The following is an 18920-nucleotide window of genomic DNA, read 5'->3' as shown; positions in this document are numbered from 1 at the left end:
AACCTAACGATTAGATTCCCCCTTTCGGTATCAACCCTTTAGCACTAACCCACGATAGAGAGTTTGCACTATTACCAACGGATCCTACTCACTATAAAAAGTCCTGACACAGGTCTATTTTTATATGCTAAAAATCGATTTCAAATAAAAAACAGTTACCTGAAAGAGGAAAAAATCTAACTATAGCCTGCATGCATCTGCGCACCCTTAAAATCACAAATAAAATAATTGATTCACATTTGATTTACAATAACGTTAACACATGCTTTAATCATGCCCGCTCAAAGGGTATTATTTTGGGCTTAATTAAAAAATCTAAAAATTCAGTTTGAACGTTAAAAATAAGGTATCGAATGAAAATTAATTTTAGAAAAATAATAAAATCTGTTCCGGTTCTAATTCTTTTATCCGCCAGTACGGCCTCTCATGCCGTTACGCCTGATGTAGACGGAGAAGGCAATTGGTTAATCAATAACGCAGGCTATACGTTTGATGCGAGCGTAAGCGATGAATTTAATCAAGCCGGACAATGGCAAACCCCTGATACTACAAAGTGGAATCGGTATCACCCTACCGGTTGGCTTGGCAATAACAGTTTTACCTATAGCAACTCACTTGCATATACGCATCAAGGAAATCTTGTACTGGAAGCAAGGCAAGGTGATTTCTTTGGCGATAAGCACACCACGGGTATTGTCTCTAGTAAGCAAGCCTTGAAGTACGGTTATTTTGAGGTGAGAGCCAAAGCTGCTAATAATAATATTGCGAGTAGCTTTTGGTTTTTTAACCGCAATAACGCTAATGGCGAGCAGTATGAAATAGATGTGTACGAACATTTCCCCTATGTAGGCTGGAATGACCAAACCAAAAGTAAAAGTAATATTCATCACTTTGTATGGACTCAGCAAACAGGCAACGTAGACCAAATTCCAAACTACAGCTATGCAGCCCAACTTGAAAACGGCGGTGTAAACACGGATTGGCATACCTATGGTGTAATGCGAACGCCCGCTGGCATTTACTTTTACGTAGACGGTAAAAAAGTACGAACTATTTGGAAGAGTGGCGTCAATGCGGCGGATTATCCTGGAGACGTAGATATGCCGGTTATTCTCGATATTTTAGTGTACGACTGGCAATCAGGGGATAACGAGCCGAGACAAGAACGCTCCTATTACCATGTTGATTACTTTAGAGCGTGGCGATAAACGCAAACATTCAATACGTAGTCGATACTCAATCGACTACCCTCTGCTCGCCCCTATATTTGCCAATTTAGCCTTGCAGTAAACATAACACTAGAACCGAACACCTTATTGAGATACTGACATGAACAACCTACTAAAACGTTTTTCGCTGCTTGTTTTTATTCTGTCTTTCAGCCCGTTGATCTATTCAGCTACCGATAATTTCAAAAATCCGATCCTTTCTGGGTTTTACCCCGACCCTTCAATAACTCGCTCTGGTGATACCTATTACATGACGAACTCAACGTTTGAATGGTTCCCAGCCCTGCCTATTCATAAAAGCAAAGATCTCGTTAACTGGGAGCTCGTTGGCTATGGCATCAGTGACGCTACGCATTTGAACCTACAAGAAGGACTAAATGACTCATTGGGTATTTTTGCGCCTACCATTAGGTATCACGACAACACATTTTACATTATTACGACCTGTGTAGGTTGCGGTGGCAACTTTATTATCACAGCCAAAGATCCCGCAGGTCCTTGGAGTAAACCCACATGGCTTAAAGGCGCGATAGGCATCGATCCATCATTGTATTGGGAGGACGGTAAGAGCTATTACCTTGGCGCGGGCTTATTAGAAGCGGAAGACAAAACACAGTGGCCGGGGAAAAATGGTATTTGGATGCAAGAGATTGATATCGAATCAGCCAGCCTGCTGGGCCAACCAAAGCAATTAACCTTTGGCCACGCTGCGAATGCCCGCTGGGCTGAGGGGCCGAGGTTATTTAAGATTGATGGCGAATACATGTTACTGATTGGTGAAGGAGGAACAAACGAGTTTCACGCCGTGACGGTTTTCAATAGCCAGTCTCTTTGGGGTCCATATGTGCCCAATCATGCCAATCCCGTGCTAACCCATCGTCATTTACAAAATACTTATCCTATTGCTCAAACCGGCCATGCTGATTTAGTGCAAACCCAAGATGAACAGTGGTGGTCTGTGGTACTTGCCAAACGCCCACAAGAAGGCATTACCCTACTCTCCCGAGAGACATTTCTAGCCAAAGTGGTTATGAGTAGAAATGAAAGTGGTGTCACTCCTATCTTTAACCCAGGGGTAGGATTACTGCAACCAGAGCAGCCAAGACCAAATTTACCGTGGACACCTGTTCAGCAAGAGGCGGCGCGGGACGAGTTTAATGCTAATGAATTGTCGCTACAGTGGAATTTTTTACGTACCCCTAGCAAGCAACGGCACGCGCTAGAGGCTGGTGCTCTTCACTTAGCGTTGGCACCTCAGCGCATCGAAGATTTAGCTAATCCCGCGTTCGTTGCTAGGCGCATTAAGCACCATAGTTTTCACGCCTCAACTGCGCTTAATTTCTCCTCGACCAAGCAAAATGAAAAAGCAGGGTTGGTGCTATACCGAAGGTCGACCAATCATTATCAACTGCTTAAACAGGCAAATGAACTCGTGTTACAAAAAACGAGTAAACGAGCAGAAAACGGAAAGTTAATAGCGACAGAAATCGCTCGCGTACCTTATACACATGACTCTATTATCATGCGCGTTGATGTAAATAATAATATGGCTCAATTTAGCTTTGGCCAGAATGAATCCCAGTTAGCACCTATCGGTGCGCCTCAAAGCGTAAGTATCTTGTCTGATGAAGTAACTCAAAGATTTAATGGTAACTATGTTGGCATGTACGCCACCAGTTCAGGGCTCGTCAGCAAAGCTCAAGCACAATTTAATTGGTTCGAGTATTCACAAAAGAACTAACAAACCTGGTGTCAGGGCGGTGCATAGCTTTTATTGCCATAACCGCCCTGACGCTCGTAACATTCAAGAAGCAACGTCGGTTTAGGCGCCGGTGTCCTGTTAACACTTTGCGTTGTTCTTTCTTCGTGCCCTTACAACTCTGTCTAAAGCCCCCTTTTGGCTAGCGCAATGTCTTTTGCGACACACATGCTTCTTACTGATGCACTGTCCGTCGCTTAAAAACGAGAAAATCGTATGTAGGGATAACGCTGAAAACGCCTCGTTTGGAATAATGATTAAGCCAACTGATTCGCGGTAGTGATCCGCGGTAGTAAAAAAGTGCGAAATAGAAAATGTAGAATGGAAGTTAGAAGTTAAGAGTTAAGAGTTAAGAGTTAAGAACAAAGAATAGAATGAGAGCAGATAACAGGAAGCCTGTAGATCGTTTTAAATAGCGTAAACTCTCTACAGTGCTTCGTTTGATTCAAAGCCCTCTTATATTAGACGCGCGATATAGCGAAACACCCGCTAACGCCCTTACCTCAATAATAAGGTAAGGGTTAACCTATCGTCAAGGCGCTGTGGGTACTTCCTCCAATACAAAATCGTCTGCATACCAAGTATGCCCTGAGGTCATCAAATTGACTTCAAACGAGGTTTGCGTATCCGGCCAATCTAGCCCATCAAATTCAATTTCTACCAGTTGCCACTCACCCGTTAGGGTGCCACCGAACCACTTCTGCCCTGAGCTTTTCCAGCCACCGTTTTGGTTAATAAACTGACTCATGCCACCTGACCATCCGCCTGACGTCAGGCGTTTTAGCTGAAAGCTCAGTTTAAACTTCTTGTATGGATAATAACTCAGGTAAATCATCCTGATTTTAATCGGGGTGAGGTAAAGTGAGACCCAAGCTTTAGCAGCAACTAAAGCCTTCTTTTGTGGTAGTTCGATTGAGCGATGGCTCCTCAGTTGAGAGACCGATAACAAGAAAGAACACCACAAAGGACTCCAAGCAAAACACTCGAATAGTCTACTGGGTCTCAACCCGCATTATGCAAGCAAGAGTTAGCTTATTATGAATCCAAAAACAAATCAAAGCGTTAACGTCGGTGTCGATACGGGCAAGTTTCAATTGGATATTTATATCCGCCCTCACGATATTTATTTCACTGTTTCTAACGATGAAAAGGGTATCAAAGAAGCCATTAAAAAAATCCAACAGCATTCGCCTGGGCGTATCGTCATTGAAGCAACTGGCCGATTAGAAATGCCGTTTATTATCGCGTGTGCAAATGCTAATTTACCCTTCGTTGTCGCCAATCCCATTCACATTAAACGCTTTGCTGGGGCGATAGGTCAGCGAGCTAAAACAGACAAACTAGATGCTCAATTGATTGCTCATTATGGTGAAGCTATTCAGCCTAAGTTATCTCAACTAAAACCAGATACTATGCAGGCTATGAGTGATTTAGTTGCAAGGCGAAATCAATTGCTCGTCATGCAAACAATGGAAAAAAACCGCCTGCAAATTCTACCAAAAGAACTCGCCATGACCATCAAACCTATTCTCACTGCCTTTAAGAATCAGATAACCAAAATCGAGAATAAAATTGTCGCGCTCATTGAATCTTGTCCTGATTATCAAGCGAAGAATTGCATCTTACAGAGCATGAAAGGAATAGGAAAAATAGCCTCCGCTTCCATCATCAGTAACCTGCCAGAGTTAGGTTACATGACCAACAAACAAGCCTCTGCGTTAGTCGGTGTGGCTCCCATGAATCGAGAAAGTGGGCGCTATAAAGGGTTGCGGAAAATCCAAGGTGGCAGACATCAAGTCAGAACCGTTTTGTACATGGCGATGATGTCAGCGATACAAAGTAACCCCGTATTTAAGGAAACATATCAACGATTAGTCGCAGCAGGAAAGCCTAAGAAAGTGGCTATTATTGCGTGCATTAGAAAGATGGTTGTTATCTTAAATTCAATGCTCAGAGACGGGGTCATGTGGGAAGCGCCGAAGACTACAAATTAGCTATTGACGCCATAGTCTCTTGTTAGCTTTCATTAGCGCTGTTGGTAAGACGTTTTCGCCAAGTGAAATACCCGCTCTTCCATTTGCAGTGTCGAACTTAATGCCATAGCTACCGTTGTAAGCGGCTTCTTGGCTGATGTCGACGTCACCAGTTGAACCAAACACGCGTTGCCAATCTCCCAATGTACCTTGCTCAAAGTCACCATTTGCCCCTAACAAATTGTCAACTGGAACAGGTGCGGCATCTGGAGAGGCGATTTCAACCCCAGTGATAGTGTGACCATCAACACTGGTTCTCCAGTCCCCGCCTACTTCACGCAGGGCAGCTATTATTTTATAGCCCGTTCCGGGGGCAAGCGTTTCTTCAAAGCTAAGAGTGATCTGAGTTGTGCCCTCTCCCGCTGGCACGGTAACGCGACTTAAACCTAGCCAATTACCTTGGGGGCCTATCAACTCAAATGCAACGTCGCGATCGATACTCGTCGAGTAATCAATATCAAGGGTAATGCTATTTGTCGGTTCCATTGATGACACATCGTTAGTAATAACGATGGTGTTTCTGACCGTCAGTTCGTCTTTTACCTCAACACTTGTGGAAGCACTAAACTCGCCATCCTCACTCATTGCGCTAATGTCAACGAAACCTGGGGCTATCGGCGTGACTAAGCCATCCTCAACAGTAGCGATAGATTCATCACTAGACTGCCAAAGCAGGTATTTATTGGTGGCCGTTTGCGGCATGACGTTGGCAAACAAACGATAAGGGCGGTCTTTCTTAATGGCGACATAAGGCTTTTGCATTTCAAGGCCTGTCACCGCAACAGTTTGCAATGGCTCTTGGGTATCAACCTCTAAAATCAACGAACTAACATGCCCTTGAGTGTCAGGAAATATTAACTCAATATTGGTATTCGCCTTCAAAAATTTAGCTGGCACGGGGATTTCAATCACGCCGAAGAAGTCTTCACGTGAGGTTTGATCGTAACCGCGCCAATCATTAGGCACCTCAACTCTGTATCCGTTAACTAACACCACTGGTTGTTTAGATTTATCGTGTTTGCGACCCACACCCATTTTAAGTATGGCCGTGCGCTCTGAGGCATTATACCCATGCATAGCATAATGATATTGCAGGGCTTTAGCTGTCGTCGCCGAGCGCTCCGCTCTTTGTATTAGGCGCGCAAAGTCGGCACTTTCACGCCATGCATCGGAGTGTTTGTTTATTATGTTCGTCAGTTGTCGATCGAAACTACGCATGGTCGACGTTAAACGATTAATTTCGTTCGTTTGAATGGCGTCTACTACTGCTTGGTCAAATTCCACCCCCTGATATACATCCGCAAACCCCATGGAGCTTTGCCCTACATCAATATCATTGAAGGTAAATGCCAACTCAGTGTTTTCAACAATGGGCTGTAAATAAGTTTGCGCATAATAACTACTCTTTCGCACGATACCATCCGGTGAAATCGGCTGAGCGAACTCATATTCCAACACGACTGTTTCATGTCCTTGCATGGTAATGCTGGAAGGCGCTGAAGATAGGATTTCATCCGTGTAGTTCGCCGCTTGATCGTACGGCACATCTAGGCGTTTCGCCCGCACTTGTGATACCGAGTTCCCTTGGTAAATAAAACGTAAATCAACGTCTTTACTGCTGTCTTCATAGTTATTCAACGCCAAATACAGCGTACTGCCATAATTGAATGCCTGCACAGCGAGATCGGGATCTAACGTATCTACCGCCACGCGATTGCCCTTCACATCAGACCATAACTTATAAAAGTAGGCTTTCTCAGTGGGCAAGTATCCGTTGACCTTATTTGAGATAATTTTATTTGGATCGGGGCGCAGCACTGTCGCTGAATAGGGGTTGAAGTTGTTCGCATCATAAAACCACTTTGATATCCCCGTAATGAATGGTGTCGATGTCAGTATTCTGTCTTCTCTTTCCAATAACGAGAATAAAATATGGTTGTAAGAACGCAATTCCTGCGCACTTTTTGCAGCACTGTATTCAAGCGGGTAGCCATCAATGATCCCTCCGTACTCAGTCACGGCATGGTCTTTCACCTCTCCCCATTTAATATGACTGTATGCTTCAATCATATCAATGATGGCTTCTGCATTACTGCCAGAACGGAAATTGTCTTGGCCCTCTACATTGACACCATCGTACAAGTGAAAGGAAAAACCATCCATGTGGTCGCCCGCAAGGTCCATAAACATTTTTTGACGGGACTGCCAATGGGAAAAATCTGACAGCTCGAAAGACGGCCACGCTGAAGAAAACCCGATAACGTTAGTATTTAAACCTCGCTGGTCAAACGTTTTACCTATCTCAGCAAACCAAGACGCCATGTGTCTTTGTACTGCTTCGTTAGCGACGGGATCCCATGGCCCATCAACGAAATCTGATGCATGGACAAAGGGCTCATTCATTGGTTCATAAAATAGTGGACGCCTTTCATCTTCAAAATAATACTCAAAGTAGTCTGCAGCCCAGCGCGCGCCTTCCACCGGATCGTTGCCCGGCGCCAATACGCTCCTAGGGTGTTCAGTCGCAACCATACGATTAGTCCCGAATTCATAGAACGCCCCAGCCTTGGCATTAATAATCGATTGTTCACCGTCAAGCATCGCCTGTTCAGTATCGGGATAATCAGCACTGCCATTAAGGGCCATTGGCCCCCAAAAGATCCGCCCATACTGAGCGTTGAGCTCATTTTTAATGTAAAGCATGTCTTGTTCAGCGGCGCCGGGTTCACCGGGACTTGAATGAATATTGAAGAATTTATTGCGATCGAGTGCTGTGGTATCACCTACGTATAATTGCTTACTTAAATCAACGCTCACGACTGCTGGTTGTCCATATGATGTATGTACATACCCTGCACTAGCGAGTCCAAAAGCTATCGCAAGTGACGCCTTACTAGGCTGAAACCATTTCATTTAACACCTCAATTTTTATTTACATGTGATTTACAATAATTACAAATAAAAATTAGCATGTAAAAATAAACTTTCCTAACGAGCTTTACTAAAAATGTTTTTCACCCAACTATTTTTAGTTTATTTGGTATGCAATTAATGTGTGAGTTTAGTTTGTGACTTTGGGTTGTGACTTTGGTTTGTGACTTTGGTTTGTGAGAAGCTAGCATCAGTATGTTAGTGACCTATCCACAGGCTACACAACTCAATATCATACTTTAAAACCCTGAAATAGGACCCGTCAATACGGCAGTTACCTAGATAACTCAGTACTATCGAAAGCCACGAAGGTCAGCGATACCAGCAATCAGCAATCACTTAGTAAATCATTATCATGTAAACACTATGTTAAATACCTTGATAACTAACGCTTGATCATTTATAACTAAATAAATTTCATATACAAAAAATAAATATCATGAATAAAAAACTAAAACGCTTGGGCTTATTATCAATTTTACTATTACCTACGGTAACGCAGGCGAGTATCTTGCCCCTAGGCACAACTGCAGATGCCACGGTTGCATTTGACGATGTCAGTTCGTTTATATTGGATACCCAGCAGACAGACCGCTTTTCGATTGGTGCGCAAAGTAGCCAAATGAATGATGGCGTAGTCACTGGAGACAACCCAGTGAGTGCGGTACTGAACGACCCTATTTTTATCAACTCGTCACTTGGCGCACAAAATACTGATGTAGACTTTGAATATGTACGCTACTTTTTCGATGTGAACCTGAGTAACAGCAGTGCAGACAGTACGGCTGAATTTGTATTTGACTACCGTATTTTTCAACAAGTCTCGGCGAGCGCTTCAGACCCCTTTGTAGATGACGCCTTCGCAGATTCAACTATCACCTTGTTCAATGACAACAACCTAGCGTTTCTGTTCTCTTCTGTTTCTTCAGACATCAACATGGGCGCCCAAACGGTCACCGACAGCGGTACGTTTTCATTTTTACTCGATCCTGGCGAATCCCTGTCTTTTGGCGGTTTCTACGAGTCAAACGTGTATAGCTTCGGTGAGGCGGCATTCTCTTCGTTGACGAACGCTGAATTGGTACTAACGACAGTGAATGAAACGACTAATAATGTATCAGAACCAACAGGCTTCGCTTTGACCTTTATATTTGCTTCTTTGGCTATGGGTTATCGCCGCCAAGGTAAACGTAATGGCATTGCTAAATAAAGTGATGCCCATAACCATCTGTTGAATATCCCTATAGCAGATGGTTCAGTAACATACTTTGCTAATAATTACGGATTCGGAATGTCAACGGACTCTAAAAAAGCAAAGATATCACGATAAATCGTTTGGAATTGGCCGTCAGTAAAACCCAAATGTCGGCCATCGGGTATGATTGTGACTTGGTTGGGGACCGCAAATTCGTCGAGTATTTTATGTAAACGCGCAGTTTGTTCAATAGGCACGATTTCATCGGATGAACCATGAATACTCAGTACCGATGGCGTTAGTGAATTAACGTATCGTATGGGGGAATATTGCTTAACGAGCCGCTCAAAAGCCACATCATCCTTTGCCCACAATCTTGGGTAATTCCAGTTTCCTGCACTCTTCAAATAGGTGTCTAGCTGCGCGATATCTGCTACACCAAACCAATTTATGACAGCCTTAACTGTCATTTCATCGCCTGTGTAAGCAGCATGCTTAGGTACAGCATTAATAAATCCCGCCAATAATGCTAAGTGTCCACCAGCGGAATCACCGGATACAACAATATTATTGAGATCAATGGCATATCGCTCTGCATTTTTTACTAGCCATTGCATAGCGAGCAGCACATCGTCCGCACCTTGAGGAGCAGTGCCTGCGCCAGTAGTATATTCGATATTCACCACAGTCCACCCTCTTTGCACAAATGGCATAATCGACCAAACCGAAGCGGCTTTACTACCGCCATGCCAGGCCCCACCGTGAATATAAATTAAAGTGGGTCTAGAGCCTGTGTGGGGAACAAAATAATCTGGCGGCCCATGCCAAGCTCCCTGTCGATAAATATCTAACGTTTGTGAAACTGATGTCCCATAGGCAATATCATAGTCGCCCCCAAAACGATGTGACCAATTTACGCTATCTACGATAGAGTTTGGGGTAATCGTATTACACCCTAATAAAGACAGTACAAAGGCGATATATACTAATAATTTACCCTGGTGCATTAACTATTTACTTCATTGCTTAATGCGCTGAACAATGAGTTAGTCGTTAATTCAGATGCTACAATTGCGCCTGAAAACTGCACTACAGTGCGCGCCAATTCGGACGCTCGCATAGTGGCTTGTTCTATATTCAAACCGTCACATCGGGTCACGAGGTAAGCGCCTGCAAACGAGTCACCCGCGCCTGTAGTATCGCGCTGGATTGCTGCAGGCTTAAACGGTTGGTGATACTGTATTCCAGTGAGATCGTAGACATAAGTGCCTTGTACTCCACATTTTATCACCTGCTCTTGAACACCAAACTGGTTAAGAAAGTCATGCACTTGCTGAGCATCGGTATGCTGAAAAAGAGCGTCATGATCTTCCAAGCCAGGAAGCGCAATATCCGCCAGAGCATAAGCTTGCTCTAGCCAATACTTTGCTTCCGTTTTATCTGCCCACAAACGAGCACGATAGTTTGGGTCAAATGCTATTGTTACCCCCCTGCTTTTAGCCCTGTGCAATATGCTTAATAATTTCTGGCGGTCTTGCTGGTCTAGGATCGCAAGAGTAATTCCGCTAAAAAATATCAGAGCGAAATTTTCGTCATCAATCAGGCTTTCTTTACATTGCTTAAGCATATTTTTTGCAGCTGAATTCTCACGCCAGTATGCGAAGGAGCGCTCTCCGCTGTTATCTGTGGTGATCGAATAAATGCCCAAATTGCGTTCGTGATTGCATCCAACCAAATGGCTATCAATGCCCTCCGTTGCCATGTTACTCAGTAGTTGTTGGCTAAACACATCATCCCCTACAGCGCTCAAGTATGCGACCTCAGACTCAGGACAAGTCCGCTTAGCATAAACCGCACTGTTGTATGTGTCGCCAGCATAACTAGTATGCACTTGACCGTTTTCATCGCGTCTTAGTTCGAGCATACATTCGCCGACAAAGAGTAATTTATTCATCTCATATTCCTTGAATATTTTGCTACCACCAAGTCGCATACAGGCCGATTAAAATAACAACCACGCCAACGGCTGCGGCGGTAAAACCGTTAGTCGTCTTAAAGCTGATGTCTTTTACCTGCACCCCCTTGTTGACCTCTGGAGCGGCTTCTAACAACGACACAGCATAAGCCAAAGCTAAACATAGAAGGAACACCAAGCCGATTCGATCCATAAACGGTAAGCTAGGCCACATCAATGCAATCAGAACAGAAAACGCTGCCGATCCCAATGCCGCAGCAAGGGCCGCCGTTGACGTGGTTCGAGACCAAAACATCCCCATTAAGAAAATCACTGTAATACCAGGGGAAAATAACCCTGTAAATTCTTGAATGTACTGAAATGCTTGCTCTGATTGACCAATTAGCGGTTGAGCGACGCACACAGCCACCACCAGCGAAACTAAGGTGGCTACGCGACCAACGTTGACATAGTGATGCTCACCTTTGCCCTCATTTAAGGGACGATACAAGTCCATGGTAAAAATAGTGGAGATACTGTTGGTCATTGACGCCAAAGAGGAAATGATCGCCGCTACTAGCGCGGCAAAAACAAGCCCTTTTATGCCCACAGGCATTAACGACATCATAGAAGGATACGCTTGATCGGGCTTGTCTAAATCAGGGAATAACAGCACGGCAGCAATACCCGGTAAGACCACGATTATCGGCATTAACAATTTTAAATAAGCAGCAAAAGCAATACCTTTTTGTGCTTCTTGAATATTCTTAGCCGCTAACGCTCGTTGAATAATGTATTGGTTAAAACCCCAATAACCTATGTTCATCACCCATAGCCCGCCTACTAACACAGAGATACCGGGTAAATTCATGTACTCACTGTTGTCAGGGCTCAGTATCATGTCAAAGTGACCCGGTACTTTCTCAGTTAATATGCCGAAGCCTTTCATTAACCCTTCACCACCGGATATCTGCTGCAACGCAAGGTAGCTAAGCAATAATCCCCCGAATACCAATAGAACCACTTGAATGATATCTGTGTAGGCCACCGCTTTCAGTCCACCGTAAGTGGAGTAGGCAACCGAAAATACTGCCAGAAACAGCATGCCATACAGCCAGTCAATACCTGCCACGCTTTGTATCGCCAAACCGCCCAACCACAGCACTGAGGTCAAGTTAACGAACACATACACAGCTAACCAAAATAAGGCTAAGGTCGTTTTTACCCTGCCGTCAAAACGCTGCTGCAAATACTGCGGCATGGTGTAAATTTCGTTCTTCAAAAAAATGGGCAGAAAGTATTTTCCTACCAAAATCAGGGTAATAGCCGCCATCCATTCATAAGACGCGATCCCTAAGCCTAGTGCAAAACCAGAACCTGACATACCAATAATTTGTTCAGCTGAGATGTTAGCTGCAATTAGCGATGCACCTATCGCCCACCAGGGCAGCGATTTACTCGCAAGGAAGTAATCTTTTGTGTTTCTTTCATGGGACTTTTCGCCCCGAGAGATCCATAACGCAATACCAAGAAGCACCAATACGTAGGCCAAGAAAACGCCTACATCCAAGGGGGCGAGTGTGAGTGTCATTTTAAGTTCCTCTTACGCAGACCAGTTGTGTTGATTATCATTGATGACCGGCGCTAAGTTTGTGTATGCCGCTTGTAGGCCTGAATTGAAATCCCCGTCAGTCGCTAATGACAGAGGAAAAATAGCTGACATCGACAAAAATAAACCCACATCATGCTGCGCCTCTCCGTTACAAGAAACGCACAAAGTTTCTAGTTGAGCTGCCAATGGGTCCACTAAGGTCTCGCCTTTACTGAATTGCAGGCGCACAAACTGCATCCACGCGGCTAACGCATAGCAAAGTAACCTTACGCTGCGCCCTTCTCGTAAATTTTGCTGAATGATAGGCAAGATGCGCATGGGGATTTTTTGTGATCCATCCCACGCAATCTGGCTTAACAAATGGCGAATGGCTGGGTTTCTGAAGCGCTGTAAAATATCTTGGCTGTATTGCTTTGCATCGAGCTCTTTTGGCCCTTCGATAGAAGGCAGTATTTCTTCTTGGATCATGCTTTCAATAAACGCCACCAACTGAGTATGCTGCATAGCGTCATAGACTGTCTCTATGCCAAGCAAGCACCCTAAATAAGCAATGCTGGAATGGGGGCAATTCAACAGCCTGAGTTTCGCTCTTTCAAACCCTTCTACGTCTTGAGTTAGCACAGCGCCGACTTGCTCCCAGGCCGGTCTATCCGACGGTAAACAATCTTCAATTACCCACTGTAAGAATGCCTCACGTTTTATGGGCCAATTGTCTTTTATGCTTAGCGTCTGCTGGACGAGTTCGCGCAGCGCATCATCTGTTGCTGGGGTGATACTATCAACCATGGTGCTCGGGCACGTTATCGAGTCAGCAAGCCATGTGGCCAAGGTTAAATTGCACTGTGCAGCGAACGACACCAGCGCATTTTTTAATTTACCGCCATTGCCCGTAATGTTGTCGCAACTAATCACGGTAAATGCAGGCAGGCCTTTGTCATGGCGAATAGACAGTGCCTCCACAAGTATCCCGACCGCGGAAACGCGTTCAGTCATCACCTTAAGATCATGCTGTATATCAGCATGGGCGAGATCAAGTTCACCTTGGTTGTTCAGGCAATAGCCCTTCTCGGTAATGGTGAGTGTGACAAATTTTGTATCAACATGGATAAGACGAGCAATAACGTCAGCATATTGTTGGCGAGCAACTAACACTTCTTTAATCGAGCCGACGACCTCAAAATTGGTGTCTTTATCCAACTCAGCCAAGCAGTACAATCCGTTTTGCGCAGTAAGTGCATCGCTGACACCACTCGAACGGAGCGACACTGCACTGATGCACCAATCCCCCCCGTGACGCTTCAACGCTTGATGTGTGTACCAAGCTTGATGGGCACGAAAAAATGCACCGGGCCCAATGTGCACTATGCCTATTTTGGCAGCACTCGGTGGCTTGCGATATTGCGGAACGTTAATGCCTTTATTGGCAGCCTCTTCAAGGCTGTTTTCGTTTAGATTTATTATCTGGCTCATTGGGTTACTCTGCTACCTGACTGATCAAAATGGCGTCGGCGCTTTTGCGCCACGGTGAAATAAATAATTGTCCTTTTTGGATATCTCTGGCGTCGGTTAACTCCCCCGTTAGGGTGTTAAACCACTGCATGGTGCGCTTTGGCTTTTTGCCGTCAGGCACTAAGTACCAGTTGCCACGAGACATCTGAAAATTGTCTTTTGAGACATAAATTAAATAGGTGTCGTGTTCATCAACTAGCGTAAAACCAGAGCCATTTTTACCTGGGGCTGGCGCAAAGGATGAGAACGCAAAGCGCTCGAAAAACGCGGACATCGCGCTGAAGTAGTTGAATTTCGGGTGGGCGCTAGCGTCAGCCTGTTCAAATGGGTTATAGATGATGACGTTCCAGGCATTCGCTTGCCAATAATAGGTGCTGTACACACCAGCGAAAATCGTCATCCAGTTTCTTCTAAGGGCGACTTCTGGGTCAGTATAGTCACCGGGAAACACGTCATAAGGAGACGCTTCGTACCCTCCATGCTCTATGTTATAAATCACCTTATCTGCAAAGCGTTTTCTAACATCTAACATACGGTTGTAAATGTCATAGCCCCAATCTTGGGTGGATATGAAATCGACTTGTTCTGGGTATTTTGCACAATAATTAAAGTCGTGAACTGTCACTAAACGATTAAAGTGATTCAACTTGCGCAGACGTTCAATTCGCCCTTTGATGTAAGCTTCATCCGCGCGGCCATAGAACAGCGCCTCTTTTGAAATGTCCCACACAATATTCGGAAACGCCTGATAGCGCTTAATCACATAGTCAAAATACATATTATCGGCGTCTGAATTCATATCAGGCCAATTGACCATTTTATTCCATACGTAAATCATCAAATGACTCACCATGCGCTTGTCATGAAGTAATTGAATGCTGCGATCGAGTTTCTGGAAAAAAGCGACGTTCAAAGCTGAAAAATCTGGCTGCTCATTACTCCCTAAAAACGGGTAGATGTCTTGTCGCCCACCAAACTCATGTTCAGGATGGGCAGCAAGTTTCGGATCTTTTTGCCAATTCACATCATGGGCATACACGTTCATCACCACATGATTGAAACCATGCTCCTTAATGCGCGATAGCAAATGTTCACTTTTTGGTGTTGCCTGATCGTTGGCATAATCCAACGCAAACAACCAATCTAGCTCGTACCCCAACAAAAAGTACTCACTGCCATCTTCATAGGCAAAGGCTTGTTTATTATGTGGTGACAACACCATGGCACCATGGTTAGTGGGATCATCATTTGCTATTACTTGCACCCGACCACGTAAGCCATTCAGTTGGGGCACGTCCCCTTCGACTTGGTAATTCCATTCCCCGGTGTGTGCCGCTGAGAATCGCAACAACCAATTATTGTTACCGTTAAACACGATGGGAACGGTTTGTTTTTCACCTGTCACTTGATGCGTAAAGTAAGCATTCACGTTGGCCGCAAAAGGGGCTTGAGTGGAAACCTTGGTTGTTAAAGTAATATCCAGCACTTCCCACTTTTCGATTGTATTTCTCGACGACGAATCAGTATTGGTCTGGGCGATGGCTGACCCAAGCATCATCAACAGGCTACAACAACACAATAGGGTTTTGATATTAATACCCATTGGTAGCTCCTGGAACTAATTGAGTAAGACCAAAACCGTTAAGACGTATTTGCTGATTGCCATCAGGAGCGGCCATGAGCAACGTTGCTTCACCTCCCTCGTTTACCGTAAAGGTGTGTCGTGCGAACCCTGCAGCCCCTTTATTTGAACCACCGTCACCTCTTTCTCCGCCTCCAGCTTCTGTAATAGCGATACGCTTACCAAATGTGGGGCGATAACCATCTACGCTTTGGGCATCAGTGTTATTGGGCATGCTAAAATTCAGGGGGCGAATGGCATCACCGTCATCGCTTAGCATGTGATGCCAAGTTTGCAGCACATATTGCCCTTGAGGTAACTGACCAAAGTGCAGCTTAATGGGTTGCCCCTTGGCGTTATTTACCCCATCTTCGATTAGAAAGCTCAGATCACCAGGCACTCCCCATGTGTTATCCCACGTAAGTGGCTCCGTTGACCCCGATAACGCTATTGTTACCTTTTGCCCATTGGCGGCTGTCACGACGCGAGAGTCATCACCTGATTGATGAGACCAGATGTAAAAGTTTTCTTGCGGGTGTTGTTCTTGATTACCAAAGTCGACATACAGCGCTAAGGGGTCAAGTACACGGCTTGAATCGTTCTTTGAGTGTGTTTGGCTTACTTCATTTAGCGCCACGCTAGCACTGCCGGTTTGCAAACCGTCGGCATAAGCGCTCAATGTTAAAACGCTGGCCGTGGAGCCGACTTGAATCATTATGGGTGCGTGGCCATTACGCCAAGCAACAGGATTAGCACCAATGGTTTCATCACCAATGATCTGGCCGTCCCCTTGCAGTTCAAACCTAACCTTAGGGGTATCCTTGTCAATCAAGCCTCCCTGATTGTCGGTGATTTTTGCGTAGGCAAGAATGATACTTGAGCCATCTGCTGTCATGTCAAACCCTGCGGTATCGAACACTACATCTAGTTTGGCAGGTTGAGTACCCTTGGCTCTTTGGTGCTTCGCCACAACGAGTTCGCCGTCGTTTTGGTAGGCAATGGCAGTTAATGTGCCGCTTTGCCACTTAAACGGGATTAAAATAGAAGGTGAATTAAGATACTTGTTTTGCTCTGTACGCTTGGCTTGATAACGACCTAATGAGCGATCGTTATGCAATAACTCCACTTCTGCGGCATTGGTGAACACCTGCACCTGATCGTCAAACTGACCACGCGTGTCAGCAATATGTACCATAGGCTCAGAGGTAAGCTCTGATTGATACCAATAGTAATTCGGTTTGGGTAAACGGAATGCATCCGAGCTTGACGCTTGCCACACAGATAAATTTGGATATTGCTCATCGCGTTTTATAAAAGATTGGCTGTCATGGGCGCTCCAAGAGGCTAACCCGATTAGGTTTGGGTCCCCTTTGTAACGAGATACTATCTCTTGCAGCGAAAGACTATCAGTGGAGCCCGAGTGCTCCATGGCAAAGAGTAGATCGTCCGATTGGCGCTTCGCTCCACGGTAATCCATTACTGCATATAAGTCTGTAATACCCGAGTGTTGCTCCCCTGTCCATAAGGTGCCATTGTTCATGCTGATGCGCGTAGGGTCTTCTTCTTTAACGGCATAATGTAGGCGCTTGATTGTACCTCTGTGGTTGATACCCGCTCCCCAGCCTAACACTGACGGGTGATTTCGGTGATTTCGTATCATTCGACGTGTGGCCTCTTCTAATCGTGCCATCCACAGTTTATCTCCCATACCTATCCATGTAGGAGGCTCTTCGACCACGATTAATCCGAGCTCATCGCATGCTTGCAAAAATGCATTATCGTGGGGGTAATGGGCCAAGCGCACTAAATTCATACCCGAGCGCTTGAATTTTAACGCGTCCAAACGATGCAGATTATTTGGCACTGCATCCCCTATATAGGGGAAATGCTGATGACGATTCGCTCCGATAATGTCAATGGGTTCACCGTTGAGCACGAGACCTTTATCTAGCACTAGCTCAAATTTGCGGATCCCCAGAGGATTCGTTTTGCTGTGCAGTACCCTTCCTTCTTCATCAAGTACCTGACTGATCACCTTATATAAGTAGGGACTGTCTGGTGACCAAAGACGTAAGTTTTGGTCGATGCCGCTGGTGTGTTTTACCAAATGCGTGGCCCCCGAACCTAGGGTATGTGCTGTACGCTTTCTTTGAATGATGATTGCCTGATGGTCAACAATATAGGTTTGCACAAAGAACTTACGCGGGCTATCTCCTGTATTGACCACCTCGCTTCGTACGGTGACCGTCGCATCCCTTTTTGTTACTGTCGGGGTGGTGACAAAAATCCCTGAGGTGCTTGAGTCCCAATCGAAAGTAAAATGCAGAGGGTCTAATACATTTAAATAAACATCTCGGTAAAGGCCACCAAACAGCACGTAATCAGTCGTATGGCCATCAGGCGGAATCTGTTTATTACGTCGATTATCTAACTCAAGGGTAAGAGTATTTGTTTGACCCAAGGTAACAAATTCAGATATATCAAAATGAAATGGTGTGTAGGCGCCTACCGCATGTTCACCCACATATTGCCCATTAACCCACAAACGGGTTTTCTGATGTGCCCCTTCAAATTCGAGATAGACCTTACTGCCTTGGTTTCCTTTGATGGTTAGCGCTCGCTCATAAAAGCTAATATCGCGATGAAATGTTTGCTGTGACTTATCATCGTCGCTGTTATCTAAGTTAATCGAAGTCAGGGCATAACTGTGCGGAAGGTTGACCTCTTGCCAGTCTTCAGCAGACCATTGCTTGCTGCTTGGTGGGCGCGCCGTCTCCCCTTTGTGATAGCGCCAACCAATGTTTATATTCTCTCGCGAGCTAACAGAAGTCGTTTCAACGGTTTTAATTTGTCCATTTACATTTAAAGCGAAACTACAAACTAGGCATAAAAAAAGGAGACGCAAAGACATGATGCAACCTTATATTAACCAAACAATTAACCGACAATACATGATTCAAATGCAATTGTTAACATTTATATATGATAAATAGGTGCGTATTACTTGTTCTACAGCGCGCAATAAATACCAAATGAAAACTCATGCAAAAGTCGCTAAGCTTAGGAAAAATAATATT

Annotated in this window: 12 protein-coding genes; 4 read left to right on the top strand and 8 right to left on the bottom strand. The window is 44.8% G+C overall.

What is annotated here, in order from left to right; translation table 11 throughout:
• Positions 1-353 precede the first annotated feature (353 nt).
• Positions 354-1208 carry a family 16 glycosylhydrolase gene (locus tag PATL_RS04305; RefSeq protein WP_011573732.1) on the top strand — a complete coding sequence of 285 codons (855 nt, stop codon included), beginning with the start codon at positions 354-356 and terminating at the stop codon, positions 1206-1208.
• Positions 1209-1329: 121 nt separating this feature from the next.
• On the top strand, positions 1330-2970 hold the full coding sequence (locus tag PATL_RS04300; RefSeq protein WP_011573731.1) for a glycoside hydrolase family 43 protein: 1641 nt from the start codon (positions 1330-1332) through the stop codon (positions 2968-2970).
• Between the two features lie 550 nt (positions 2971-3520).
• On the opposite strand, the gene PATL_RS04295 is transcribed toward PATL_RS04300, so the two are convergent.
• Complete coding sequence (locus PATL_RS04295) at positions 3521-3736, bottom strand: hypothetical protein (RefSeq protein WP_157043389.1); 216 nt, start codon at positions 3734-3736, stop codon at positions 3521-3523.
• Positions 3737-4025: 289 nt separating this feature from the next.
• On the opposite strand from PATL_RS04295, the gene PATL_RS04290 reads away from it, so the two are divergent.
• On the top strand, positions 4026-4982 hold the full coding sequence (locus tag PATL_RS04290) for an IS110-like element IS492 family transposase (RefSeq protein ID WP_011573729.1): 957 nt from the start codon (positions 4026-4028) through the stop codon (positions 4980-4982).
• Here PATL_RS04290 and PATL_RS04285 read toward each other — a convergent pair whose 3' ends face one another.
• Positions 4983-7934, bottom strand: a complete 2952-nt coding sequence (locus PATL_RS04285; RefSeq protein WP_011573728.1) for an Ig-like domain-containing protein — start codon at positions 7932-7934, stop codon at positions 4983-4985.
• Between the two features lie 457 nt (positions 7935-8391).
• On the opposite strand from PATL_RS04285, the gene PATL_RS04280 reads away from it, so the two are divergent.
• Entirely contained in the window at positions 8392-9162 is a 771-nt protein-coding gene (locus PATL_RS04280) for a hypothetical protein (RefSeq protein ID WP_011573727.1), read from the top strand.
• 68 nt (positions 9163-9230) lie between these two features.
• Here the strand turns inward: PATL_RS04280 and PATL_RS04275 are convergent, their stop codons facing one another.
• From PATL_RS04275 to PATL_RS04250, 6 genes are read right to left on the bottom strand one after another with little or no spacing between them, the layout of a single operon-like run.
• On the bottom strand, positions 9231-10154 hold the full coding sequence (locus PATL_RS04275; RefSeq protein WP_011573726.1) for an alpha/beta hydrolase: 924 nt from the start codon (positions 10152-10154) through the stop codon (positions 9231-9233).
• Entirely contained in the window at positions 10154-11101 is a 948-nt protein-coding gene (locus tag PATL_RS04270) for a sugar kinase (RefSeq protein ID WP_011573725.1), read from the bottom strand. Before PATL_RS04270 ends, PATL_RS04275 begins: the two co-directional genes overlap by 1 nt.
• Before the next feature lie 22 nt (positions 11102-11123).
• Positions 11124-12692: a sodium/sugar symporter gene (locus tag PATL_RS04265; protein ID WP_011573724.1), complete on the bottom strand. Its 1569-nt coding sequence runs from the start codon at positions 12690-12692 to the stop codon at positions 11124-11126.
• Positions 12693-12704: 12 nt separating this feature from the next.
• Positions 12705-14183, bottom strand: a complete 1479-nt coding sequence (locus PATL_RS04260) for a mannitol dehydrogenase family protein (protein WP_011573723.1) — start codon at positions 14181-14183, stop codon at positions 12705-12707.
• 4 nt (positions 14184-14187) lie between these two features.
• Positions 14188-15825 carry a DUF5060 domain-containing protein gene (locus PATL_RS04255; protein WP_011573722.1) on the bottom strand — a complete coding sequence of 546 codons (1638 nt, stop codon included), beginning with the start codon at positions 15823-15825 and terminating at the stop codon, positions 14188-14190.
• The gene (locus PATL_RS04250) at positions 15815-18754 is read right to left on the bottom strand and encodes a glycoside hydrolase family 2 TIM barrel-domain containing protein (protein WP_011573721.1); all 2940 of its coding nucleotides are present in this window, start codon (positions 18752-18754) and stop codon (positions 15815-15817) included. Before PATL_RS04250 ends, PATL_RS04255 begins: the two co-directional genes overlap by 11 nt.
• Positions 18755-18920 lie beyond the last annotated feature (166 nt).

Source organism: Paraglaciecola sp. T6c, from assembly GCF_000014225.1.
In the GTDB taxonomy this organism is placed as follows: Bacteria; Pseudomonadota; Gammaproteobacteria; order Enterobacterales; family Alteromonadaceae; genus Paraglaciecola; species Paraglaciecola atlantica_A.
The sequence above is the reverse complement of the archived record's forward strand: the minus strand, read 5'-3'. Positions and strand labels throughout refer to the sequence as shown.

Coding starts and splice junctions, on each gene's coding strand:
- PATL_RS04305 (WP_011573732.1), top strand. CDS start 354: ATGAAAATTAATTTTAGAAAAATAATAAAATCTGTTCCGGTTCTAATT.
- PATL_RS04300 (WP_011573731.1), top strand. CDS start 1,330: ATGAACAACCTACTAAAACGTTTTTCGCTGCTTGTTTTTATTCTGTCT.
- PATL_RS04295 (WP_157043389.1), bottom strand. CDS start 3,736: ATGAGTCAGTTTATTAACCAAAACGGTGGCTGGAAAAGCTCAGGGCAG.
- PATL_RS04290 (WP_011573729.1), top strand. CDS start 4,026: ATGAATCCAAAAACAAATCAAAGCGTTAACGTCGGTGTCGATACGGGC.
- PATL_RS04285 (WP_011573728.1), bottom strand. CDS start 7,934: ATGAAATGGTTTCAGCCTAGTAAGGCGTCACTTGCGATAGCTTTTGGA.
- PATL_RS04280 (WP_011573727.1), top strand. CDS start 8,392: ATGAATAAAAAACTAAAACGCTTGGGCTTATTATCAATTTTACTATTA.
- PATL_RS04275 (WP_011573726.1), bottom strand. CDS start 10,154: ATGCACCAGGGTAAATTATTAGTATATATCGCCTTTGTACTGTCTTTA.
- PATL_RS04270 (WP_011573725.1), bottom strand. CDS start 11,101: ATGAATAAATTACTCTTTGTCGGCGAATGTATGCTCGAACTAAGACGC.
- PATL_RS04265 (WP_011573724.1), bottom strand. CDS start 12,692: ATGACACTCACACTCGCCCCCTTGGATGTAGGCGTTTTCTTGGCCTAC.
- PATL_RS04260 (WP_011573723.1), bottom strand. CDS start 14,183: ATGAGCCAGATAATAAATCTAAACGAAAACAGCCTTGAAGAGGCTGCC.
- PATL_RS04255 (WP_011573722.1), bottom strand. CDS start 15,825: ATGGGTATTAATATCAAAACCCTATTGTGTTGTTGTAGCCTGTTGATG.
- PATL_RS04250 (WP_011573721.1), bottom strand. CDS start 18,754: ATGTCTTTGCGTCTCCTTTTTTTATGCCTAGTTTGTAGTTTCGCTTTA.